The organism is Natronomonas marina, assembly GCF_024298905.1.
GTDB classification, from domain to species: Archaea; Halobacteriota; Halobacteria; order Halobacteriales; family Haloarculaceae; genus Natronomonas; species Natronomonas marina.
On sequence record NZ_CP101154.1, the window covers coordinates 413968 to 435563 of the forward strand.

Here is a 21596-nt window from a genome sequence, read left to right on the forward strand (position 1 = left end):
GGTATGGCCAGCAGCCCGGGCGAACGACTCCGAACGGTCTGTGAGGCGTGCGGTCTGCCGTTCTACGCCGAGAAGGCGGCGTGTCCCTACTGCGGTTCCGCGGCACCGGGCGAGGCGGCTCCCGAGGAGTCGGGGTTCGTCTTCGGCAACGACGCCGACGGCAACGGGCGGACGAGGTGTCCGGAGTGTGGACTCCCGCACTACGACGACACGGCGGGGTGTCCGTACTGCGAGTACGCGGGCACGACGGGCGAGTCGGAGTCGACAGCCGACACTCCGGCCGAGCGTCCCACCGACGGGACCACCGAAAGCGAATCGGGCATTTTCGACCGTCTCAAGTCCGTACTCGGCCTCTGACTATCCTTTCAGGCCGCTGCCCGACAGCGGGACGACGACGTCGGCGTCGTCGTCGAGCACGCCCCGGTCGCGGTACCTGTGGAGTGCGGCGGGGGCAACCGCACACGTCGGTTCGGTGTAGAAGCCCGCACGGTGGAGGCGGTCGAGTTCCGCCTCGACGGCCGACGCGGGGAGGGCGATTGCGTTGCCGTCGGTCGCCTCGATGGCCGCCAGCAGGTGTCGCTTCTGGGGTGGCTCTCGAATCTGGATACCGTCGGCGACGGCGTTGTCACCGGCCGCGGCGCTCTCGCCGTGGAGTGCGGCGACGACCGGTGCGTACCCGGCCGCCTGCGCGCCCAGCAGCCGTGGCATCCGGTCGGTCCAGCCGGCCGCTCGCAACGCCCGGAACCCGCGATAGGCGCCGAGGAACATCGTCCCGTGGCCGAGCGGCATCACGACCGCGTCGGGGACCGACCAGCCGCGATGGTGTGCGATCTCGTAGGCCATCGTCGCCGTCCCGGCGAAGAACGCGGGGTTCCAGGCGTGGCTCGCGTACCAGCCCTCCCCCGACGCGACGCTCTCGATGCAGGCGTCGGTCACGTCCTCGCGGGTCCCCTCGACTCGGACGAGATTCGCCCCGGTCCGGCGGATGGCCCGGAGCTTCGACTCCTTGGCGTCCGCCGGGACGTATATCTCGGCCGGAATCCCGGCCCTGGCCGCGTAGGTGGCGATCGCGGCGCCCGCGTTACCCGAGGAATCCTCGAGGACGCGCTCGGCGCCGACCTCGACGGCCCGCGACAGCGTCGTCGTCGCGCCGCGGTCCTTGAACGACCCTGTCGGGAAGACGTACTCCAGTTTGAACTCGGCGTCCCAGTCCGGGGCGTCGACGAGCGGCGTGTACCCCTCCCCGAGGGTGACGTGCCGCTCGACCGGGAGGAACGACTCGAAGGCCCACAGGCCCTCGCGCGGGTCGATGTCGGGGGCGTCGGTCGCCGGGAGCGGCCGGTCGGCAAACTGGAGCGGTTCGCCGCACGCACACCGCCAGCGGTCGGCGTACTCGCGGCCACAGTCCGGACAGCGGAGGTCCATGGCCGACAGTGGACGGCCGCGGCCCTGTCCGTTTCGGTGTGACGAGCAGGCGGGACTCGGGTGCCGGCGGCGGCGTCCCGCGCTCCGGCCTCGACCGACCGCCGGCGACCGTCAGGTCACGGGCGGTCTGGACGCCCCCTTGTATATAAACCGTCGGACGATCCGGCCGACGCCCTAGGACGGTCAGAAGGAGTCGATGTCGGTCCCCAGCGAGCAGACGTACTCGCCGGTCGCGGCCTGCGGGAGGCGGCGGTGCCGCCAGAAGACCCCGCCGGAGTCGGCGGTCACCTCCGCCTTGACCGTCCCGAAGGGGTCGGTCACCTCGAAGAGCGTGTCGCCGCGCTGGACCTCCTCGCCGAGTTCGACCGCGTACGAGACCAGCCCGCCGGCCGGCGAGCCGTACTGCTCGAAGCCGGTCGCCCGGGTCTGTGGCTGGAGGTCGACGTCGCCCTCTAGGAAGCCGTACCGGTAGAGGACGTTGAAGACGCCCTTCAGGCCCTTCCGGATGGATTCCTCGTCCCAGCCGACCGAACCGCCGAGTTCGGGGTCGATGGTGGGGATGCCCTCGTCCGGCGCGGCACGGGCGAGCTGTCCGTCGGGCCCCTTCTGGTCGAGGATGTAGCCGCAGCCGAACGCCTTCGCCAGTTCGAGACAGTCCCGGTGGAGCCGGTGGCGGGAGCCACACCGCACGCGCGTTTCGTCTATCATACAGGAGGTCGACCCCTGGTGGAGGTCCAGCACGAGGTCGGCGCGGCTGGCGGCCTCGAAGGTGGCCGCGGCGATGCGCTCGGAGGCGGTCCCCTCCTCGTCGCCGGGATAGGCGCGATTGAGCTTCGTGTCGTCGATGGGGTTGCGGTGTTCGGCCACCTGGAAGCCGTAGTGGTTGACGATGCCGACGATGAGCAACTCGCCGGCCAGGTCCGCGGGGTCGAGTTGCGGGACGAGCCGCTGGACGACCCCGAGTCCGTTGAGTTCGTCGCCGTCCGAGACCGCCTGAATGTAGAGCGTCTTGCCGTCGCGGTCGCCGTTGACGACCGCGACCGGCAGACCCACCTCGGAGCCGTCCCGGGCTTCACCGACCGACAGCCGCCCCGTGTCGATTTCGCCCGGGGCCGCACTCGCCGAACCGAGGGTAGTCATTACTACCAATCCTCTTGCGGGCGGTCTTAGGCCTACTGATACCCGCCGACTTTTCCGTGTGTCCGATACCTGTACGGATTTGTGTCGGCCGCCCCTACGGACGGCTGTGTCAGCCGATACTCCCGACCGTCCCGGCGTCGCCGCACTCGCCGAGGAACTGGAGGTGCGCCGGCACGCCCGCAGCGGCCTCCTCGCGGGCGCCGCCATCGCCGCCGCGGTCTTCGTCATCTTCGCGTACCTGCCGGGGACCGACGAGTCGCTGCTCTACTGGGGGGCGCTGTCGTTCGTGCTGGCGACCGCGGTCGCCGGACTCGTCACCACGCTCCTCGTCGCCCGGGCGGCCTACCGGCGGACGCTCTCGGTCAACGGTATCGACCCCGGCCGGCGCTCGCCGTCGACGCTCGCGGTTCTCATCGGACTGCTCGGGTGGGCGCTCGTCCCCGTCGTCGCCACGCTGGCCGTCGAGCGCCCCTCGGGGGGCTTCCGGTTGCTGGTCGCCCTGGTGACCGGCGGGTTCGTCGCCCTCGCGGTCGGCGGTCTCGGCCTGCGAGTCGCCGTCGCGCTCTCGTTGAGCCACGAGTGGCGCCCGCGCGAGGCGGCCGCGGGCGCGGTCGTCTACACCGCCCTCGTCGCGGCGCCGGCAGTCGGCTGTCCGTCGGGTGGGGCCTGTCTCGGGACGCCGGACGGACTGGTCGCCGCGGTCGTCGGTCTCGACCCGGCGGCCGTCTCGACGGTCTACGCGGCGGTCGTCCTCGCCGGCGGGTTCCTCGTCGGCGCGGCCCTCGGCGTCCGTGGGGCCGCCCCACCCCACGGCGTCGTCGCGGGCGTCGTCGCGGCCATCGCAACCCTCCCGCTCGTCGCGGCGGCGTCGGGCGACCCTGCCGTCGTGCGGTCGACCGCGCTGTACCTGCCGGTTCTGCTGGGAACGGTCGGCGGCGTCGGCGGCGCGGTCGTCGTCGGAATCCGTTCTTCGGATGGTTCGCCCGAACGATAACCCTTTTCTCCCGTGCATTGGAACCGGTAGCGTATGACCGAGGAGCTCAAGAAAGGGCTGGAGGGTGTTCTGGTCGCCGAGTCGTCGCTCAGCTACATCGACGGCGACGAGGGCAAGCTGGTCTACTGCGGCTACACCATCGACGATCTCGCCCGGAACGCCACGTACGAGGAGGTCGTCTACCTCCTGTGGCACGGCGAACTGCCGAACCGCGAGGAACTGGCGGAGTTCGAGGCGTCGATGGCCGAGGAGCGCCACCTCGACGACGGCGTCCACCGCCTGGTCCGCGACCTGGCCGAGGCCGACGAGGAGCCGATGGCGGCGCTGCGGACCATCGTCTCGACGCTGTCCGCCTACGACGACGACGCCGAGGCCGACGTGGACCCGACGAACGAGGCGGCCAACCTCCGGAAGGGCCGCCGCATCACCGCCAAAGTCCCGACCGCGCTGGCAGCGTTCGACCGCATCCGCAACGGGAACGACCCCGTCGCTCCCCGCGAGGACCTCGGACACGCGGCGAACTTCCTCTACATGCTCAACGGCGAGGAACCCGACGACGTGCTGGCGGAGACGTTCGACATGGCGCTCGTGTTGCACGCCGACCACGGGCTGAACGCCTCGACGTTCTCGGCGACGGTCACCGCCTCGACGCTCGCGGATCTCCACGCCGCGGTCACCTCGGCGGTGGGGACGCTGTCGGGCAGCCTCCACGGCGGCGCCAACCAGGACGTCATGGAGATGCTCAAGGAGGTCGACGCCTCCGACAAGGACGCCCTCGAGTGGGTCACCGACGCTCTCGAAGCGGGCCGTCGCGTGCCCGGCTTCGGCCACCGCGTCTACAACGTCAAGGACCCGCGTGCGAAGATACTCAGCGAGAAGTCGAAGGCGCTGGGCGAGGCCGGCGACATGAAGTGGTACGAGTACTCGACGACCATCGAGGACTACCTCGTCGAGGAGAAGGGCCTGGCACCCAATGTCGACTTCTACTCGGCGTCGACGTACTACCAGATGGGCATCCCGGTCGACATCTACACGCCCATCTTCGCGATGAGTCGCGTCGGCGGCTGGATCGCACACGTCCTCGAACAGTACGACGACAACCGGCTCATCCGGCCCCGCTCGCGCTACGTCGGCAGCGAGGACCGCTCGGTGCCGCCCATCGACGAGCGATAGTCCCGGACGCCGGTTCGCTCGACCCTCCTCCCTTTCGACGCGGATTCCGCGCCGTTTTTTTATCCGCTGCCGTCAGTTGCCGGTATGGCCGACCAGCAGCTCATCGACGCGCTCAGAGAGGCCGAGGCGGTGAAGTTCGGCGAGTTCGAACTCTCCCACGGCGGGACCTCGGAGTACTACGTCGACAAGTACGTCTTCGAGACCGATCCGCACTGCCTGGAACTGATAGCGGCGGCCTTCGCCGACCGCCTGCTCGCGGACGGCGACGCGCCGCCCCGACTCGCCGGCGTGGCGCTCGGTGCAGTTCCGCTCGTCGCCGCCACCGCCGTCGAGACGGGGGCTCCCTACGTCATCGTCCGTAAGCAGGCCAAGGAGTACGGCACCGGAAACCGCATCGAGGGCGAACTCGCGGCGGGCGAGGAGGTCGTCGTCGTCGAGGACATCGCCACGACCGGCCAGAGCGCCGTCGACGCCGTCGAGGCGCTGCGGGAGGCGGGCGCCGTCGTCGACCGCGTCCTCGTCGTCGTCGACCGCGAGGAGGGCGCCCGCGAGCACCTCGCCGAGAACGATGTCGAACTGGAGTCGCTCCTGACGGCCTCCGAGTTGCTCGCCGACGCCGGCCGGTAGTCCGTTCGGCTCTCAGTCGACGCCGGTGTATCCACTTTAGTGTCTATCTTTGACTGGAGAAACATCGACGTATTCATGGACGTGCGTTGACTCCGTTGTAATCATGAACCGTTCGGAGAAGGCCGCCCTCCAGTTGCGTGCGGTCGACGTGCTGCGGACGCTGAAGGAGACGCGCACCTACGAGGAGTTGGCGGCGGAGACGGGACTGCCGGCGGGCGATCTGAACCGCTACGTCAACGGTCACGTACTCCCGAGCGAGACGCGGGCCCGCGAGGTCGTCGAGGACGTCGGCGCGGACCTGCTGGCGGAGGAACTGGACGCCCGTATCGCGGTCGACGAGGAGGGTTACGTCGACAACTCGCGGGTCGTCTTCGACCAGTCGTTCCTCTCTCTGGTACCGCCGGTCGCCGCGGAGCAACTCGGCGTCGACCCGCCGGACGCGGTGCTGACGGCGGCGACCGACGGCATCACGCTCGCGGCCGCCATGTCGCGGTACTTCGGGTCGCGCTGTGCCTACGCCAAGAAGTCCCGCGAGACGGCCGTCGAGGAGTTCATCGAGGCCCGCCAGCGCCTCTCGTCGGGCATCGAGATCGACTACTACCTCCCGGCAAGCGCCGTCGACGCCGGCGAGTCCGTCCTCGTCGTCGACGACCTCATCCGGTCCGGCGAGACCCAGCAACTGCTCCTCGACATCGCTCGCTCGGCCGGCGCCGACGTGGCGGGCGTCTTCGCGCTCATCGCGGTCGGCGACGAGGGCATCGAGCGGGCCCGCGCCCACACCGACGCCCCCGTCGATGCACTCGTCCGTCTCGACTGAGTGTTGGACGAACGTGGATACACTGGCCGGGTTTTCGACGGTAACTACTAAGTCCCCGTCCTGTGGTATGCCCGAACGTGAAACATGGCCGCGACTGATTCCATCGCCGAGTTCTTCGAATTCGACGAGTACGACACCGACCTGGGGACGGAGACCACCGCCGGGATAACGACGTTCCTGGCGATGGCGTACATCATCGTCGTCAACCCGAGCATCCTGGCGCCGGCCATCGTCGGCGGGACGCCCGAGGGCGGCGACGTGCCGACGACCGAAATCGCCGGCTCCACGTACACCTACTTCCAGGTCGTCGAGATGCTCACCGTCGTCACGATCCTGGCGTCGGTGGTCGCCATCCTCGTGATGGCGCTGTACGCGAACCGTCCCTTCGGGCTGGCGCCCGGCCTGGGGCTGAACGCCTTCTTCGCGTTCACGGTCGTGCTGACGCTGGGGGTCCCCTGGCAGGTCGCCCTCGCCGCGGTCTTCGTCGAGGGCATCGTCTTCATCGCGCTGACTGCCGTCGGCGCCCGCGAGTACATCATCCAGCTGTTCCCCGAACCGGTGAAGTTCGCGGTCGGGGCCGGTATCGGCGTGTTCCTGCTGTTTCTCGGTCTCCAGGAGATGCAGGTCGTCGTCGACGACCCGGCGACGCTGGTCTCTTTGGGGAACGTCCTCCAGAGCCCGGTCGCGGCGCTGTCGCTCGTCGGTCTCGCGGTCACGCTGATGCTGTACGCCCGCGACATCAGGGGTTCCATCGTCATCGGCATCCTCGGGACGGCGGTCGCGGGCTACGTGCTGACGCTTCTCGGCGTCGTCCAGCGGGGCGTTCTCGACGCGGGGACGATTTCGCAGGTCGAAAGCGACGGCGTCGGCTCGCTGCTGTTCGGCGTCCAGTACGACTTCACGCCGCTGTTCTTCGGCTTTATCGATGGCCTCGGGCTCATCACCGAGGACCCGCTCGTGTTCGTGCTGGTCGTCTTCACGTTCTTCTTCGTCGACTTCTTCGACACCGCCGGCACGCTCATCGGCGTCTCACAGATCGCCGGCTTTCTCGACGAGAACGGCGACCTGCCGAACATCGACCGGCCGCTGATGGCCGACGCTGTCGGCACCACCCTCGGCGCGATGATGGGCACCTCGACGGTGACGACGTTCATCGAGTCGGCCACCGGCGTCGAGGAGGGCGGTCGCACCGGCTTCACCGCCCTCGTCGTCGGGGCCCTGTTCGCGCTGTCGCTGCTCGTCGTGCCGCTCGTCTCCGCCATCCCGACCTACGCGACCTACATCGCGCTGGTCGTCGTCGGCATCATCATGCTGCAGGGCGTCGCCGACATCGACTGGAGCGACCCGGCGTGGGCCATCTCCGGCGGTCTCACCATCACCGTCATGCCGCTCACGGCCTCCATCGCCAACGGACTCGCCGCGGGCATCATGAGCTACCCGGTCGTCAAGGCGGCCATCGGTGACCGCGAGGACGTCTCTGCCGGCCAGTGGGTCCTCGGGGTCCTCTTCGTGCTCTACTTCGCCGTCTTCTTCGCCGTCGACGCCGGCCTGCTCGCGTTCTGAACTCCCCTCGGAACCGTAACACCTTCCAGTCGGTCGGTCCCCAGGGTCGGTATGGAGGTCCCGTACGTCGGCGAGTGCTCCCGGCGGACGCTCGCCCGCCTTTCGGCCGCGCTGGTCGTCCTCGCGCTCTTTGCACCTGCGGCCTACGCGGCCCTCGACCCCGAGGGAATCGACCTCGGTCCCGGCACCGTCGAGGAACCCGCCGACCAGCGAACCTACGTCAGTGTCCAGGGGTTTCACTTCGCCGGCTACGGCCAGCCGAAGAAGCCAGCCAGACTCGTCGCCGCCGACGGCGACGCCGAACTGGCCTGGCTCTTCGAGGGCGACTCCGTCGGCGCCGTCTGGTTCTACGAGGTCGACCCGCTGCCGGACGGCAACCTCTTCGTCACCTCGACGTACCCCGACGGGACCATCGCCTTCGAGTACGACCCCGACACCGACGAGGTGGTCCAGCGTCACGAACTGCCGGGTCTCGTCGACACCCACAGCACGGCCTGGCTTGGCGACGGGCGCCTGCTGGTCGCCAACATGCGGGCGACGGAGGACGGCGTCCCCGAGGACCGTCTCTTCGTCCGGAACACGACGACCGGCGAGACCGTCTGGGAGTGGCGCTTCCGGAACCACTACCCCAACGGCACCGACGGCGGCTTCGACGGCGACTGGACCCACGTCAACGACGTCGAGACGGTCGGCGACGGCGACCGCTACGTCCTGGCATCGCCCCGGAACTTCGATCAGGTCATCGTCGTCGACCGCCGGACCGGCAACGTCGTCATGCGACTCGGCGAGGACGGTGAGTACGGGACGCTGAACGAACAGCACAATCCCGACTACCTCGAACGCGAGGACGGCACGCCGGTCATCCTGGTCGCCGACAGCGAGAACGACCGGGTCGTCGAGTACGAACGGGAGTGCGGCGGCGCCGACCCCCGCCTCGGGGCCGGAACGTCGCCGACCGACTGCGAGTGGGAGCAGGTGTGGGCCGTCGACGGCTTCAACTGGCCCCGCGACGCCGACCGCCTGCCGAACGGCAACACCTTGGTGACAGACACGCTGAACCACCGCGTCGTCGAGGTGACGCCGGAGGGCGAGGTGGTCTGGGAGTTCTACGCCGCCTGGGCCCCCTACGACGCCGAGCGGGGCGCTCCCGGCAGCAACGGCCCGACGATGGCCGACCGGGGGACGACCGGGTCGTTCACCGTCTCCGGCGGCGCCGACGACTCGCCGGCCGCCCGCTACCACGTCGGCGACGCCATCGCCGCGGCCGGCGCCGGGACACCGGTCGAATCGCAGACCGAGGAGCTCGCCACCACCTACGCCCACGTCGAACCGTGGTTCCGCCCCGTCTGGATGGGGTCGTGGACGTTCCTCGCGTTCGCCGTCGGCGTCCTCCTGTCGGTCGGGTGGGCACTCGTCGAACTCGCCGCCCGCCGCGACCGCATCGCTGCCGGACTCCGAGGCCGGTTCGGCGCCGGGTGAGACGCGTCGGTCTGGTCGCCGCCGGACACAGTACCGTCGCGCTCTTTAGGACCGAGGCGCTACCGACGGTCGATGGCGAACATCACGCTCTACGAACTGCCCGGCTGTCCGTACTGTGCGAAGGTCATCGACAAACTGAACGAACTCGGCCTCGAGTACGACAGCATCGAGGTGCCGAGCGACCACGCCGACCGCACCGAGGTCGAGGCGGTCAGCGGCCAGACCGGCGTCCCCGTCATCGTCGACGAGGAACACGGCGTCGACGGCATGAACGAGTCCGACGACATCGTCGCCTACCTCGAAGAGACCTACGGCGCCGGCGCCTGACGACGGCACTCGCTTTTCGGAGCGACGGCGCCGCGACCACCGGCCGGTCAGGCGCCGCGAACTGACCACGCTACCGTTCGAGGCGCCGTATCCGTCGCTGCGCGGGACGCAGCGGGCCCGTCCAGCAGTTCTAACTCCCCTCTCCCGAACGACCACGCACGGACCCGATACGTCACATGACCAAACGGAAGCCGAACTACTGCCCGTACTGTGGGACGGCCCTCATGGCCAGAACGTTCGAGGAACGCGAGCGGCGATTCTGCCCGACGTGTGGGGAGTTCGTCTTCCAGAACCCGGTTCCGGTCGGTCGCGTCGTCGTCCTCGACGGCGACCGTGCGCTGTTCGTCGAACGCGCCCGGCCACCCTATCAGGGGACGTGGACGATACCGGGCGGCGTCCTGGAAGTCGACGAGTCGGCGGCGCTCGGAGCGACGCGAGAACTGCGGGAGGAGACTGGCGTGGGCGCGTCCGCCAAAGACCTGGAACTCGTCTACACCGACGTCGACGTCGACGACGACGGCTCGATTCTCACGGTCTGCTTCGCCGTCGAGCGCGACCGGACGACCGGCACCCCACGGGTCGGCGACGAACCGAGCGCGGTCGAGTTTCGGGAGCCGGGACGACTGGTCGAGAGCGGCGAGGAAACTCGCCCGCTCGACCGCCGGTGTCTCGAGGCCGCGTTCGAACGGGTTCGGGACGAGGAACGCGAGTTCACGCCACGGTCCTGACCGCGTGAACGGCAGACCGGTCAGTGTGGTGTTTCGCTTCGGCGGACACCTTCGACGCGAGAGAGCCAGCAGCCGTCGTTCACAGCGCTTCCTTGTACGCCTCCAGCGTCTCCTCGACGTCGGACTCGGTGTGGCCGTAGGAGACGAAGTTGGCCTCGAACTGGTTCTGGGAGACCAGCACGCCCTGTTCGAGCATCTTCGGGCGGAACAGCCGGGCGTACCGCTCTGTTTCGGCGTCGCTCACGTCGGTGCCGGCCTTCGGACAGTTCCCGTAGCGGTCGCAGTCGTGGTCCTGCCGGCAGCCCTCGGCGCAGGCGCCGCCCTGCGGCCCGCCCTCCGCGCGCGTGAACACGACCTTGAAGACCGAGTCGGTCCCGACGACGGTGTACTCGGGGGCGTGGTCGGCGACGATGTCGGTCAGCCCCGCCCGCAACTGCCGGCCGAGGTCGTCGACGTGCTCGTAGACGTCGTTCTCGGCGCAGAACTTCAGCGTCTCGAGACCGGCGGCCATCGTCACCGGGTGCCCCGAGAAGGTGCCGGCCTGGAAGACGTCGCCGGCGGGCGTGAACTGCTCGACGTACTCCGTCTTGCCGCCGATGGCGCCGACGGGGAAGCCGCCGCCGATTATCTTCCCGAACGTCGTGAGGTCGGGGTCGATGCCGAACTTCCCCTGGGCGCAGCCGAGCCCGCCCACCCGGAAGCCGGTGATGACCTCGTCGAAGACGAGGAGCGCGCCGTGGTCGTCGGTCAGTTCCCGGAGCGTCTCGTGGTAGCCGTCCTCCGGGTAGACGATGCCCATGTTGGCCTGGACGGGTTCGACGAGGACGGCGGCGATGTCGTCGCCGTGGGTCTCGAACACGTCGCGGGCGGCCGCCTCGTCGTTGAACGGAATCGGTAGCGTGTGCTCGGAGAACGACTGCGGGATGCCGGGGCTGGACGGCCGGGGGTGGTCGGGGTCGCCCTCGACGAGCGTCGTCTCCTGGGCGCCGTGGTAGCCGCCCCGCATGACGACGATCTTCTCGCGGCCGGTGACCGCCCGCGCGAGTCGGCAGGCCGACACCGTCGCCTCGGTCCCGCTGTTGACGAACCGTATCATCTCGACGCTCGGGACGTGCCGGCAGACGAACTCGGCGTGTTCGACCTCGATCTCGGAGGGCATCCCGTACATCGGCCCTTCGGCGGCGTGCGACTGGACGGCCGCGGCGACCGGCTCGGGGGTGTCGTGACCCAGGAGGAGCGGTCCGAGCCCCTGCACCCAGTCGACGTAGCGGTTCCCGTCGGCGTCGACGACGTGGCCGCCCTCGCCCCGCTCGACGAACGTCGGGTACGGTTGTGGCGCGGCACGCACCGAGGAGTTGACCCCGCCGGGCAGCACCGACAGCGCCCGGTCGTACAGCGCTCGGGAGGCGTCGCGGTTCATACCTCGCGGTAGACCGGCCGCCCCGAAAGAGGTTACCGTCCACGGCGACGCCCGGCGTCGTTCCGGGCCACCTCGGACGAGATGAAGAAAATAACTTCTGTCGGGAAAAGGTGGGTGTTCGTACTGAAATTTCGCAAGAACATCTAGGTATTGCCGGGTCCATTGCCCTATTACTTGCGGGACGTGTATCGACTGGTACCGAGAGGCCCAGCGGTCTCCGGTACTGCATCGCTCAGGACCATCACACGGCTGGCATTCCGTGTTCCTCCGGGGTCCCGGTCGGACCCTCTCTTCGGACGTTACGCCCCGAGCAGCGGCGTTGCTCGTCTGCCGATAACTTGATTGTATTAGCCAGTTATAACACGCTGGCGGCCCTCCCGTCGGCGATGGCGTTCAGCGACCGACTGCTCGACGCCGGCGAGGAGGTATGGGCGGCACAGAAGGACCACCCGTTCGTCCGGGAACTCGCCCGTGGGACTCTCGAGGAGGCGGCCTTCGAGCACTGGGTCAGGCAGGACTACCGGTACCTGCTCGACTACGCCCGACTGTTCGCAATCGCGGGCGCGAAGGCCGACGACGAGGCGACGATGACCCGCCTGCTCGGGGTCGCCCACCGCGTGCTCGACGAGGAGATGGACCTCCACCGGTCCTTCGCGGCCGACTACGGCATCTCGGCGGCGGAACTGGAGCGCACCGAGAAGGCACCGACCTGCGTCGCCTACACGAACTACCTGCTGCGGACCGCCTACGAGGGCTCCATCGCCGAGATCGCGGCGGCGCTTTACCCCTGCGTGCAGGGCTACCTCGACGTCGCCGAGCACATGGCGGACCTGGCCGACGACGACCACCGCTACACGCCGTTCATCGAGACCTACACCGGCGAGGAGTTCCGCGAGGCGACCGCGTGGTGTCGGTCCTTCGTCGACCGCTGTGGCGAGGCGTCCCCCGGCGAGCACGACGCGATGGAGGCGGCATTCCTCCGGAGCGCGAAACTGGAGTACCGCTTCTGGGAGATGGCCTACACCCTGGAGGGGTGGGGGCTCTGATACTGCCGGCTGTAATTACGTGAAGACAGTTCCGTGATTTTCGACAGTAGCCGTTCTGTACAGTCGGGTTTCCGCCACCACTGGCTTAGATAGTTACAGCCGGCAGTATGAGAAGGAGCGCGGTTCGCGGCCGTCCGGGGGGTGCATCCCCGTTCTCGTCCGCCCGGCTCACCCCTCCGGGAGGGGACAGCCCCCGTCCCGGACCGTCGAGGCGACCGAACAGTCGACACCGTCGACGTTCGGGTCCGCATGCAGTTCCCGCAGGCAGGCCCCGATGGCCGCCTCGTCTTCGAACTTGCCGACCGCGAAGACCGTGAACGGACCGCTCGTCTCGTAGACGGTGACGAACGCCGACGTCTCGCGCAGCCGCGTCGTCACCGCTTCGATGTCGGCGAGGTCGACGGCGAGCCGGACGACGGCCGTCCGGTAGTCCAGCGCCTCGTAGTCGATTCGGGCGGTGTAGCCCCGGATCGCACCGCGCGATTCCAGCGACTCCAGCCGTTCCTGTACCGTCGTCGGCACCGACCCGACCGCCTCGGCGACGGCGCGGACGTCCGCGCGACCGTCCCGACAGAGCGCGGCGACGATTCGCTCGTCGAGCGACCCGTCGAGTGACTCGGTCACGTCAGACCGCGGACGTTCCGACCTCGCCGGTCCGGATCTGGTAGGCGTCCTCCACCGGGAGGATGAACACCTTGCCGTCGCCCGGTTCGCCGGTTTTGCCGGCCGCCTGGATGGCCTCGGCGACGTCCTCGGCGGGGATGTCAGCGACCACGCACTCGACTTTCACCTTCTGGTGGAGGTCGACGCTGTACTCCTCGCCGCGCCACTGGCCCTTCTTGGCGGGCTGGGAGCCGCGACCGGAGACGTTCGTCACCGTCAGGGACGGGGCACCGACCTCCGCGAGGCCCTGCTTGACGTCCGAGAGCTTGTCCGGGCGGATGAACGCCATGACCATCCTGATGCCACCGTCGTTGGCGACGCCGCCGTCGGGGCGGACGATGCCATCCTCTTCGACCAGTCCGTCGTCGGTGACGACGCGCCCGCCGTCGGTCGCGGTCGGACCGCTGGAACCGCGGCCGAACTCTGGGTAGGTGTTGGTGCCGTGCTCGGAGATGTCGAGCCCCTCCTGCTCGTGGTCCGGGGAGACGCGTGCCTGCCCGGCGAGCTTGAACACGAACCAGATGAGCGCAGTCATCGTGAGCGTCCAGCCGCCGATGATGACGACGCCGACGACCTGGGCGATGAACTGACTGGTGATCGAATCGACGGCTCCCGGCAGCGCGACGAACGGCATCAGGAGCGCACCGAGCACGCCGGCGCTGCCGTGGACGGGGAAGACCGCACAGACGTCGTCGATCTTCAGCCGCTCGGAGACGAAGTCGAAGACGATCGGTAGCTGAATCCCGGCGAGGGTACCGACGATGATCGCACCCCACCAGTGGGTCGTGTTCGGAATGGCCGTGATGGCGGCCAGCCCGGCGAGCATCCCGTTGGCGGTGTAGAGGGTGTCGACCTTGCCGGACCGCAGGAGCGCGACGGCGGCGGAGCCGATGGCGCCCATCGCCATGGCGACCGTCGTGGTCATGGCCGCCTGGCCCAAGGTGCCTTCGAGACCGGAGCCGCCCGTAGCGAAGGCAGCGGCGGTGCCGACGTTGAACCCGTACCAGCCGAAACAGAGCATGAGCGTCCCAAGCACCGCGAACGTCATCGAGTGACCGGGGATGACGTTGACCGAGCCGCCATCGGTGTACCGGTCCATCCGCGGGCCGAGGATGGCCGCGGCCGTGAGGCCGGCGATGCCGCCCATGCCGTGGACGATCATCCCGCCGGCGAAGTCGGCGAACGCCGTGCCGACGAGCTGTTCGACGAGTCCTGCGCCGGGGGAGGCCCACGTCATCGCGATGACGACCGGGTAAATCACGGCCGCCAGCAGGAACGTGTAGGTGATGTACGCGCGGAGCTTCGCGCGTCCGGCGACGGCGCCCGAGACGATGGTCGCGGCGGTCATCGCGAAGACCGCACCGTACAGCCAGCTGACGTAGCCGCCTGCACCGGCGGCGGGCGAAAAGCCCGCGCCGGTCGCGAGACTCGCGATGCCGGTGCCGATGACGAAGAACACCATGACGCCGACGGCCCACGTCAGCATGTTCTTCGTGAGCTGGTTGGCGACGTTCTTCGAGCGCACCTGCCCGGCCTCCAGCATCGCGAAGCCGGCGTGCATGAAGAAGATGAGGAACGTCACCGTCAGAATCCACGTCTCGTTGATGGCGGCCGCCATCTCCTCGGCACTCGCCTGCAACACCAGCGCGTCGATCATATTGCTACCTCCGTACTACTCGCAACTCCGTTTGGAAGTTCGTCCATGTTTGCGTATGTTTCGACCATGTTTGTCTTCCGACTCACAAGAGAGCGTCATGGAACACCACCACATAAAGGTTGTAGTTGAAGATAGCAAATCTATTACTGCGTCGGTGGACACCCGTCCGGTCTTGGGCACGATAATATCTATATAAGGTCGTACAGCGTCAACTATTCCGGTAGATATCCGACTCGATTCTGGACGAACGTCGAAGGCAAGCATTGCCAACCCCCGTCGTTCGGCGCGCTTTGCGGCGCGCGCGGTGGGATCTCAGGGGGTCACAGCCGCTCGGCGACGTCCTCGGCGAAGTACGTCAGTATCAGGTCCGAACCGGCCCGCTTGATGGAGAGCAGCGACTCGTGGGCGACCGCCTCGAGGTCGAGCCACCCCTTCTCGGCGGCGGCGTGCAACATCGCGTACTCGCCGGAGACGTTGTAGGCGGCGACGGGGTGGTCGAACTCCCGGCGAACCGCGGCGACGACGTCGAGGTACGGCAGCGCGGGCTTGACCATCAGGACGTCGGCGCCCTGCTCGACGTCGAGGCGGACCTCGCGCGTGGCCTCGCGCGCGTTCGCGGGGTCCATCTGGTAGTGTCGCCGGTCGCCGAAGGCGGGCGCGCCGTCGGCGGCGTCCCGGAACGGGCCGTAGAAGGCCGACTCGTACTTGGCGGCGTAGGACATCACCGGCAGGTTCCCGTGGCCGGCGGCGTCCAGCGCCGCCCGGACGGCGGCCACCATCCCGTCCATCATCCCCGAGGGCGCGACCATGTCGGCGCCGGCGTCGGCGTGGGAGACGGCGATGCGGCCCAGCGCCTCCAGGGTCGCGTCGTTGTCGACCGTCATCCGGGGGTCCTCGCGGGCGCCGTCCTCCAGGAGGCCGCAGTGACCGTGGTCGGTGTACTCGCACATGCAGACATCCGTGATGACGTAGACGTCGGTGCGATCGGTGATGCGGGAGACGGCGCGCTGGACGACGCCGTCGTCGGCCCACGCCCGGCTTCCCTCGGAGTCCTTCGACTCGGGGACACCGAACACCATCACCGCCTCGACGCCCTTCTCGGCTATCTCGCGGACGCGGGCGACGCTCTCGGCGACGGGGACCCGCTCGTGGCCCGGCATCGACTCGATGGGGACTCGCTCGTCGGCCGTCGCGTCGACGAAGACGGGCGCGACGAGGTCCGAGGCCCGGAGGTCGGTCTCGCTGACCAGCGGCCGGACCCCGTCCGTGCGGAGTCGTCGGGGCCGGTTCGTGAGGTCCATACCGGCCGTCCGGCCGCGTCCGGCAAAGACGCGTCGCTTCGCGGGCCGTGACACAACGCATTTAACGCCCGTGGCCCGAGAGTCGGTACGAATGGCAGTCGGGACGGAGCCCTCCGGGTCGCGCCTCCGGTCGTTCTTCGAGCGGTATATCGTCTACATCGCGGGCGGCGTGACGCTTTCGTGTCTTCTGGTCGGCGTCTATCTGTTCGTCTTCGCGGACTCGTCGTTCGCCGAGTACCTGCTGGAAACCTACGGGCTGGCCGCCCTCTTTCTGATACTCATCCTGGAGGGGGCGATGCTGCTGTACTTCGCACCGAGCGAGGCGCTGGCGCCCGCCGGCGTCGCGTTGCTCGCCGACGGCCCGACCGACTACTCGGGGATCGCGGCGGTCGTCGGCGTCATGGTGCTGGGCGCGACGGTCGGGCAGTTCGCGCTGTTCACCGTCGCAAAGCGGGCCGGCCGGGAGTACCTGCTGGCACAATCGTGGTTCCGCGTCTCGGAGTCGCGTCTCGAACGCTTCGAGGCCTGGTTCGAGCGGTGGGGTCCGGTCGCCGTCCCCGTCTCGAATGCCCTGCTGTTCACCCGCGGGATGCTCACCGTCCCGGCCGGGTTCGCTGACATGGACGACCGGACGTTCCTCGTGCTGTCGGCGCTCGGCACGCTCGTCTTCCAGACGTGGCTCGTCGCGCTGTGGCTGCTCGTCGGCGAACAGCTCGGCGCGCTGTGAAACGGGAGGGAGGAGAGTTGGTGGAGGGAAACCACCGACGGACAGGTATGGGATACGGGCGTTGGGGCTCTGGTCCGGAGCCGGTCGTTGCTTGGGACACAACGCCCACCCGGATGAACGGGGGGAAGTTCGTTAACGCTGTGGGCGGCGATGGACGGCACTATTAAGTACCCGTTCCTATAGAAACCGCTCAAAACCAACGATCTACATTCAGGACCTGTGAGCTACACGAGCCCCGCGTCAGAGGAACTCCCGGACCTCGGAGTACCACATGTCGTGGTGGTCGACGGCATCGATCCGGCGGGCCACCTTGGCGGCGATGACGTGCCAGCAGAGTTCGGTCGGGTCCTCGGGGTCGAGGTTGTACCGGCTGTCCTCGCACTCGCAGCCGCCGTCCTCGACGACGTGCTCCTCGGAGTGGCCGACGACGACGGTGAAATCGCGGTACTCCTTGACCCGTTCCTCGCCGACGGCCTCGATGGCTCGGACGCCGCGGTCGCCGTGGGCCGCGATGATGGTGTCGGCGGCGTCGCTGGTCAGTTCGCCGGCCGCCTCCAGTTTCGACTCCCAGTCGTCGACCGCGGTCACGCCTCGGCGTTGTGCGGCATCGGGCAAAACGCTTCGCACCGACCCTTTTCAACGAGCGGTGTGCGAGCGGCGCTCCCCCGAACGACGAAAAATCGGGACGCACGCGACCGACCGCTCCGGTCCGGTTCCGACTCCACGGCTCGTGTTACCTCTCGGGGGACTCCGAGGGGTAGACGGCCGCGTCGGACCCCTGTGCGAATATCTCGTGTATCGGGTCGGTGTCGTTCGGGAACGCCCACTCGTCGCCGTAGCACGTCCCGAAGTCGGAATCGAGCGTCAGCGACTCGACGTCGTAGACCGCTCACCGCGGGTGGTCGACGCGGTACCGCCGCCTCCGGCCGAGCCTGTCGGTGCCGAAGCCCCGGGTGTGTTCCCGCAGTACTGGCCGCGTATACCGTGAGGAACTTCCGTCGGTGACCCCAACTACCCGGTATGGTCGTTCCACTGGAGATGGGCTGGCGCCACCTGCTGTTCGAGAACTGGCCGGTCGATCCGGAGTCGATGAACGCCCATCTCCCCGCGTCGCTCAGCGCGGACACTCACGACGGGAGCGCGTGGCTCTCGGTGGTCCCGTTCACGAACGTCGCCGTCCGGCCGAAGGGGGTCCCGCGACCGCTCGGCGTGCGGCTCCCTGAAATCAACGTCCGGACGTACGTCATCCGTGACGGCGTGCCGAGCGTCTACTTCTTCAGCCTGGACGCACAGGGGCTCGCCAGCGTCACCGGTGCCCGCCTGTTCCATCACCTCCCGTACTACTACGCCCGGATCGCGCTGGAGATGAGCGACGGCCGCGTCCGGTTCGAGAGCCGGCGTCGCCATCCCGGTGCCCGTCCCGGCCACTACGAGGCCACGTACTGGCCGACCGGCGAACCGTTCGACGCACCGACGGATCCGCTGGCGGAGTTTCTCGTCGAGCGCTATCGCTTCTACACCGAAGCGCCCGACGGGTCACTCCGCTACACCGACGTCGATCACGACACATGGACGCTGTACCCGGCCGCCGCGACCGTCGAAACCGATACGCTGTTGCGAGCCGATGGCTTCGCCCGCCCGGACGAAGAGCCAGTGTGCTACTACAGCCCGGGGCTGGACGTCGTCGCGTCTCGGAGCAAACGGCTGGAGGAAGACACGGATGACCGCTGAGACGGATACCGAGACAAGGGCCGCAGGACGAGGCGGTCGTGTTGTTCGACGGGGTCTGTAACGGGCTCGTTGCCTTTCTGCCCTCTCGAGATCCCGACGGGCGACTCCAGTTCGCCGCGGTGCAGTCCGACGCGGGACAGGAACTGCTGGCCCGGTACGTGTCGGTCGGCTCCTCCCGAGCGGCGTCCGTGAGCCCCTGTACGACGTCGTCGCCGACAACCGCGACGACTGGTTCGGGTGGAACGATCAGTGTACGATTCCGACGAGGCCGTCAGCGACCGGTTTCTCTAGGTTACAGCGACCGCGAGATGAAACACGCCGATGAGCGTGAACCCTGCTGCGACCAGCCGATCGTCCGGTCGGGAACCCATGTGACGCTGTGTCGCTGCACGGAGAAACCACCAGCCAGCGATCCACACGAGCAGGTACGGCGCGAACCACGCCGAAAGCCAGCGCGACGCGAGTAGATCGAGAACCCCGATCGAAACGAGGGTGTAGCTGACGGCGTGGTTCATAATCTGCGCGATTCCGCGGACATCCGATCGCTTCGTCTGGTACGTGACGACGAGCAGATTCAGCGGACGCAGCGAGTCGCCCTCCACTGGTATCGCACCGTCGAAATCCAGTAGCCACGGCATGGCGAAGTGAACGGTTCCCAGAACGACGGTGAACGTACCGCAGATGAGGAACCCAGCCGCAAGAACGAGGTCGGAGACCATCGGTGGACGGATGTTCGGCCGGAGGGGTATTGGAATTTGGTATCCCACCGACGTGCCACCTGGGACGAGTCAAGGCGGGTCAGTCCTCGGTAATTGAGCCTCAGTTCTCAAATTCAGGATGGCCTTCGAGACGGAACGGATAGCCATCTCCGAACACCTCTCGAACAATGTTACTTCGAACTGATAGATCTCGCACTTCTCCGATATCAATGTCCTCCATGTCAAGCAGCATGGCGATCATCAACTGGTTGGCGGTGAAGGGGTAACGCCCCTGGTCATCTTTCACCGGGCGGTCGTTCTCCACAGCGTACTTCACGTTCGACGCCATCCACATCGCGTTGTAGATGAACGCCATGCTGGCGATAAATTCTCGCTGGCTCCGGAGTTCGCTTGCCGACTTCGCGGTGAAATCGTGTTTCATCAGTCGATAGGATGTCTCCACCGCCCAACGCTGCCGATATCGTCGCCCGATCTCCAACCCGCCGAACTGCTCGGGATTGAGGTTGGTGTAGTAGACCTCCCAATTCCCCTGGTCTTCGGTTCCGGTGTCAGCCCTGGAGATACGTTTCTCCGACGGCATCGTGATGAGCCACGACTCGGCCTCGCTTTCCGGGACTTCCTCACCGATGCGAACGTCGTATCCCGCTGCATTGTAGTCCAGGTCGTTGTAAATCGCGCCTTCCTTGAGTTCCCTCACGATAGAGGGCATACGCCCTCGCAGACGGGAAATGAAGTCGAGGCTGTGATTTTCGAGACACTCGTGCATTCCGCGACCGTAGAATCCCCCGTCCATACAGACGACATCAGGCTCAACGTACTGATCGGCGTAGGTGAGCAGTTCGTCTATCTGGTGCTCGATGTTCCCGCGGCGCTGGATGCTCTTCGCGGCCAGCGTCACGGGTATCTCGACGTTGGCGAGGCTCACGGACGCGATCTGGAACGCGTAGGCGCTCCCCGCCTTCTCATTCACACCCTCGACGCCGATGGGCTGGTCTTCGTGCGGAATCTCATCCCGGTCGAGCGGCTCCCCGTTCTTGTTTTTCTGGTTCGAGTGCCGACCGTACCACATGATATTCGTGAGGTCCACGGCGATATCGGTCGTCTCGGGCAGGTAGCCGTACTCATCGATTACGGTAATGATCGACTCCAAGGCGGCGAGGTACATCTTCCGCAGTTTGAGCATGTCATACTCGCGGAGCTGGTTCCAGAGCGTTTTGAAGCCGGGCACGTCTCGGTAGTAAAAGTACGGGAGAAACCGGAGTGATTCCTCGGCGTCGTTGGGGTGGATGTTGCACAGCCCGGCGATCTCCATCAGCTTGAACAACTGCCACTTGGGGTACGTGACCCGTGACTCGTCCCGGTCCAGCTGGAAATACTGGTACGCTCTCTTCCGCATCTCGCGCGAGATGAGCACGAGCGGCGGCTCTCCGCGCCCGTCGGCTGAGGATTCCGGCAGCGTGACGACCTCGTCGTTGTCCTCCAGTTCCTCTAGGACCTCCCGAACCTCGGTACGTACCTCACCGCCGAGTTGTTTCTCGACTTCCTCACTGATGCGCTCGATTGTGTTTTCGGTGACGGTGTCGTTCAGGCCGAGATGTTCCGCAACGCCGTCCTTCAACTCCTCTTCGATGGCGTAGTCCTTCGAGGCGGTGAGGGACCGGTAGAGATAGAGCCGTGCGGCGTCCTCCCTGTCGAGTTTGTACCAGTTCTTCTCCAGCTTCCAGAACGGGAGGGTGTCGGTGACGAGGTCAAGCTCGCCAACGGCTTCGGCTGGATCGAAGCCCTGGTCCAGGTAGGCCTGAAGCTGCTCCGAGATGGATGCCATCGGCCACCTCTTTGCGTGTAGCAGCTCGAAACCAAGCATCAGGAGTGCCTTCGAGTTATCAGGGAACTCTGCCGCCAGCTCGGGATTCGACGAAAAGTCGAGATCGATAGATCCAAACTCCTGTGGAGGATTCGGCACGCTTCCGGGACGTTACTGCTGTATAGGTTATAAATTAGCAGGTGTCACCTATCATGCATCCCGACTTCACCCTCCGCACCGTAGTACTGCGATGGG

General features: G+C 67.4%; 21 protein-coding genes and 1 pseudogene. 13 read left to right on the forward strand and 9 right to left on the reverse strand.

Annotated features, from left to right (window positions below; genetic code table 11):
- Positions 1-3: 3 nt before the first annotated feature.
- A complete protein-coding gene (locus tag NLF94_RS02225; RefSeq protein ID WP_254839827.1) occupies positions 4-357 on the forward strand; it encodes a hypothetical protein in 354 nt (117 codons plus the stop codon).
- Here NLF94_RS02225 and NLF94_RS02230 read toward each other — a convergent pair whose 3' ends face one another.
- Both NLF94_RS02230 and NLF94_RS02235 read right to left on the reverse strand, forming a co-directional pair.
- On the reverse strand, positions 358-1425 hold the full coding sequence (locus NLF94_RS02230) for a pyridoxal-phosphate dependent enzyme (protein ID WP_254839828.1): 1068 nt from the start codon (positions 1423-1425) through the stop codon (positions 358-360).
- Positions 1426-1608: 183 nt separating this feature from the next.
- Positions 1609-2565, reverse strand: coding sequence for a succinylglutamate desuccinylase/aspartoacylase family protein (locus NLF94_RS02235; protein WP_254839829.1), 957 nt, complete (start codon positions 2563-2565; stop codon positions 1609-1611).
- Between the two features lie 106 nt (positions 2566-2671).
- On the opposite strand from NLF94_RS02235, the gene NLF94_RS02240 reads away from it, so the two are divergent.
- The 8 genes from NLF94_RS02240 to NLF94_RS02275 all read left to right on the forward strand — a co-directional run bounded on the left by NLF94_RS02240 (position 2672) and on the right by NLF94_RS02275 (position 10273).
- The gene (locus NLF94_RS02240; RefSeq protein ID WP_254839830.1) at positions 2672-3559 is read left to right on the forward strand and encodes a DUF7536 family protein; all 888 of its coding nucleotides are present in this window, start codon (positions 2672-2674) and stop codon (positions 3557-3559) included.
- A gap of 33 nt (positions 3560-3592) precedes the next feature.
- Positions 3593-4732 (forward strand): citrate synthase, encoded by a 1140-nt coding sequence (gene citZ / locus NLF94_RS02245; protein ID WP_254839831.1) that lies wholly within the window; start codon positions 3593-3595, stop codon positions 4730-4732.
- An 84-nt stretch (positions 4733-4816) separates the two neighbouring features.
- Positions 4817-5359: an orotate phosphoribosyltransferase gene (gene pyrE / locus NLF94_RS02250; protein ID WP_254839832.1), complete on the forward strand. Its 543-nt coding sequence runs from the start codon at positions 4817-4819 to the stop codon at positions 5357-5359.
- 103 nt (positions 5360-5462) lie between these two features.
- Positions 5463-6176, forward strand: coding sequence for a phosphoribosyltransferase family protein (locus NLF94_RS02255; protein WP_254839833.1), 714 nt, complete (start codon positions 5463-5465; stop codon positions 6174-6176).
- 84 nt (positions 6177-6260) lie between these two features.
- Positions 6261-7739, forward strand: coding sequence for an NCS2 family permease (locus NLF94_RS02260; protein WP_254839834.1), 1479 nt, complete (start codon positions 6261-6263; stop codon positions 7737-7739).
- 51 nt (positions 7740-7790) lie between these two features.
- The gene (locus NLF94_RS02265; RefSeq protein WP_254839835.1) at positions 7791-9218 is read left to right on the forward strand and encodes an aryl-sulfate sulfotransferase; all 1428 of its coding nucleotides are present in this window, start codon (positions 7791-7793) and stop codon (positions 9216-9218) included.
- 72 nt (positions 9219-9290) lie between these two features.
- Positions 9291-9545, forward strand: coding sequence for a glutaredoxin family protein (locus NLF94_RS02270; RefSeq protein ID WP_254839836.1), 255 nt, complete (start codon positions 9291-9293; stop codon positions 9543-9545).
- 176 nt (positions 9546-9721) lie between these two features.
- A complete protein-coding gene (locus tag NLF94_RS02275; protein WP_254839837.1) occupies positions 9722-10273 on the forward strand; it encodes an NUDIX domain-containing protein in 552 nt (183 codons plus the stop codon).
- A gap of 79 nt (positions 10274-10352) precedes the next feature.
- On the opposite strand, the gene hemL is transcribed toward NLF94_RS02275, so the two are convergent.
- On the reverse strand, positions 10353-11693 hold the full coding sequence (gene hemL / locus NLF94_RS02280) for a glutamate-1-semialdehyde 2,1-aminomutase (protein WP_254839838.1): 1341 nt from the start codon (positions 11691-11693) through the stop codon (positions 10353-10355).
- Between the two features lie 386 nt (positions 11694-12079).
- Here hemL and tenA point away from each other — a divergent pair, with 386 nt between their 5' ends.
- The gene (gene tenA, locus NLF94_RS02285; RefSeq protein ID WP_254839839.1) at positions 12080-12739 is read left to right on the forward strand and encodes a thiaminase II; all 660 of its coding nucleotides are present in this window, start codon (positions 12080-12082) and stop codon (positions 12737-12739) included.
- A gap of 168 nt (positions 12740-12907) precedes the next feature.
- On the opposite strand, the gene NLF94_RS02290 is transcribed toward tenA, so the two are convergent.
- The 3 genes from NLF94_RS02290 to hemB all read right to left on the reverse strand — a co-directional run bounded on the left by NLF94_RS02290 (position 12908) and on the right by hemB (position 16360).
- Complete coding sequence (locus NLF94_RS02290; protein WP_254839840.1) at positions 12908-13363, reverse strand: Lrp/AsnC family transcriptional regulator; 456 nt, start codon at positions 13361-13363, stop codon at positions 12908-12910.
- Position 13364: 1 nt separating this feature from the next.
- Positions 13365-15059 (reverse strand): ammonium transporter, encoded by a 1695-nt coding sequence (locus NLF94_RS02295; protein WP_254839841.1) that lies wholly within the window; start codon positions 15057-15059, stop codon positions 13365-13367.
- Between the two features lie 320 nt (positions 15060-15379).
- The gene (hemB, locus tag NLF94_RS02300; RefSeq protein WP_254839842.1) at positions 15380-16360 is read right to left on the reverse strand and encodes a porphobilinogen synthase; all 981 of its coding nucleotides are present in this window, start codon (positions 16358-16360) and stop codon (positions 15380-15382) included.
- Between the two features lie 91 nt (positions 16361-16451).
- On the opposite strand from hemB, the gene NLF94_RS02305 reads away from it, so the two are divergent.
- Positions 16452-17087, forward strand: coding sequence for a DedA family protein (locus NLF94_RS02305; RefSeq protein ID WP_254839843.1), 636 nt, complete (start codon positions 16452-16454; stop codon positions 17085-17087).
- Positions 17088-17327: 240 nt separating this feature from the next.
- On the opposite strand, the gene NLF94_RS02310 is transcribed toward NLF94_RS02305, so the two are convergent.
- The gene (locus NLF94_RS02310; protein ID WP_254839844.1) at positions 17328-17675 is read right to left on the reverse strand and encodes a hypothetical protein; all 348 of its coding nucleotides are present in this window, start codon (positions 17673-17675) and stop codon (positions 17328-17330) included.
- Positions 17676-18107: 432 nt separating this feature from the next.
- Between NLF94_RS02310 and NLF94_RS02315 the strand changes: the two genes are divergently transcribed.
- Entirely contained in the window at positions 18108-18818 is a 711-nt protein-coding gene (locus NLF94_RS02315) for a YqjF family protein (protein ID WP_254839845.1), read from the forward strand.
- A gap of 5 nt (positions 18819-18823) precedes the next feature.
- Positions 18824-19143 (forward strand): annotated as a pseudogene (locus tag NLF94_RS20880) (thiol-disulfide oxidoreductase DCC family protein).
- Here NLF94_RS20880 and NLF94_RS02320 read toward each other — a convergent pair.
- Both NLF94_RS02320 and NLF94_RS02325 read right to left on the reverse strand, forming a co-directional pair.
- Positions 19106-19537, reverse strand: a complete 432-nt coding sequence (locus tag NLF94_RS02320; RefSeq protein WP_254839846.1) for a hypothetical protein — start codon at positions 19535-19537, stop codon at positions 19106-19108. The pseudogene NLF94_RS20880 and the gene NLF94_RS02320 overlap by 38 nt on opposite strands.
- A 100-nt stretch (positions 19538-19637) precedes the next feature.
- Complete coding sequence (locus tag NLF94_RS02325; RefSeq protein WP_254839847.1) at positions 19638-21500, reverse strand: transposase; 1863 nt, start codon at positions 21498-21500, stop codon at positions 19638-19640.
- Between the last annotated feature and the right edge of the window lie 96 nt (positions 21501-21596).

Coding starts and splice junctions, on each gene's coding strand:
- NLF94_RS02225 (WP_254839827.1), top strand. CDS start 4: ATGGCCAGCAGCCCGGGCGAACGACTCCGAACGGTCTGTGAGGCGTGC.
- NLF94_RS02230 (WP_254839828.1), bottom strand. CDS start 1,425: ATGGACCTCCGCTGTCCGGACTGTGGCCGCGAGTACGCCGACCGCTGG.
- NLF94_RS02235 (WP_254839829.1), bottom strand. CDS start 2,565: ATGACTACCCTCGGTTCGGCGAGTGCGGCCCCGGGCGAAATCGACACG.
- citZ (WP_254839831.1), top strand. CDS start 3,593: ATGACCGAGGAGCTCAAGAAAGGGCTGGAGGGTGTTCTGGTCGCCGAG.
- pyrE (WP_254839832.1), top strand. CDS start 4,817: ATGGCCGACCAGCAGCTCATCGACGCGCTCAGAGAGGCCGAGGCGGTG.
- NLF94_RS02255 (WP_254839833.1), top strand. CDS start 5,463: ATGAACCGTTCGGAGAAGGCCGCCCTCCAGTTGCGTGCGGTCGACGTG.
- NLF94_RS02260 (WP_254839834.1), top strand. CDS start 6,261: ATGGCCGCGACTGATTCCATCGCCGAGTTCTTCGAATTCGACGAGTAC.
- NLF94_RS02265 (WP_254839835.1), top strand. CDS start 7,791: ATGGAGGTCCCGTACGTCGGCGAGTGCTCCCGGCGGACGCTCGCCCGC.
- NLF94_RS02270 (WP_254839836.1), top strand. CDS start 9,291: ATGGCGAACATCACGCTCTACGAACTGCCCGGCTGTCCGTACTGTGCG.
- NLF94_RS02275 (WP_254839837.1), top strand. CDS start 9,722: ATGACCAAACGGAAGCCGAACTACTGCCCGTACTGTGGGACGGCCCTC.
- hemL (WP_254839838.1), bottom strand. CDS start 11,693: ATGAACCGCGACGCCTCCCGAGCGCTGTACGACCGGGCGCTGTCGGTG.
- tenA (WP_254839839.1), top strand. CDS start 12,080: ATGGCGTTCAGCGACCGACTGCTCGACGCCGGCGAGGAGGTATGGGCG.
- NLF94_RS02295 (WP_254839841.1), bottom strand. CDS start 15,059: ATGATCGACGCGCTGGTGTTGCAGGCGAGTGCCGAGGAGATGGCGGCC.
- hemB (WP_254839842.1), bottom strand. CDS start 16,360: ATGGACCTCACGAACCGGCCCCGACGACTCCGCACGGACGGGGTCCGG.
- NLF94_RS02305 (WP_254839843.1), top strand. CDS start 16,452: ATGGCAGTCGGGACGGAGCCCTCCGGGTCGCGCCTCCGGTCGTTCTTC.
- NLF94_RS02315 (WP_254839845.1), top strand. CDS start 18,108: ATGGTCGTTCCACTGGAGATGGGCTGGCGCCACCTGCTGTTCGAGAAC.
- NLF94_RS02320 (WP_254839846.1), bottom strand. CDS start 19,537: ATGGTCTCCGACCTCGTTCTTGCGGCTGGGTTCCTCATCTGCGGTACG.